This window comes from Novosphingobium sp. B-7, from assembly GCF_000410615.1.
In the GTDB taxonomy this organism is placed as follows: domain Bacteria; phylum Pseudomonadota; class Alphaproteobacteria; order Sphingomonadales; family Sphingomonadaceae; genus Novosphingobium; species Novosphingobium capsulatum.
Window position 1 is genome coordinate 1 of the sequence record NZ_KE148458.1, and the last position, 311, is coordinate 311.

The following is a 311-nucleotide window of genomic DNA, read 5'->3' on the forward strand; positions in this document are numbered from 1 at the left end:
GGCAAAGGCGGCCGCGCGCGCTTCCACTTGTGCCGGGGGCAGGCCGGCAAGCGCACCCTTGCCATGGGCCGCTGCGGCCACGGCCATGGCCGGCAGTGCCTCGACCAGTTCGCTGTCCCCCTGCGGCCCGATCGCCAGGGCGGGAGACAGCAGGACCAGCCCGGCCAGGTTCACGCCCTTGAGCAAGGGCAGCATCGCCGCCGCACGGGTGCCGCCATAGCTTTCCCCCACCACGATCACCGGCGCACCCACCCGGCTATGCGCGGCAAGCCAGCCGGTGATCGCCTGGGCCATGGCGCGCGCATCACCGG

At 73.6% G+C, this 311-nt stretch carries 1 pseudogene; it reads right to left on the reverse strand.

Annotated elements, in window-relative coordinates:
- Positions 1-311 (reverse strand): annotated as a pseudogene (locus H926_RS29290) (hypothetical protein); the annotation flags it as partial.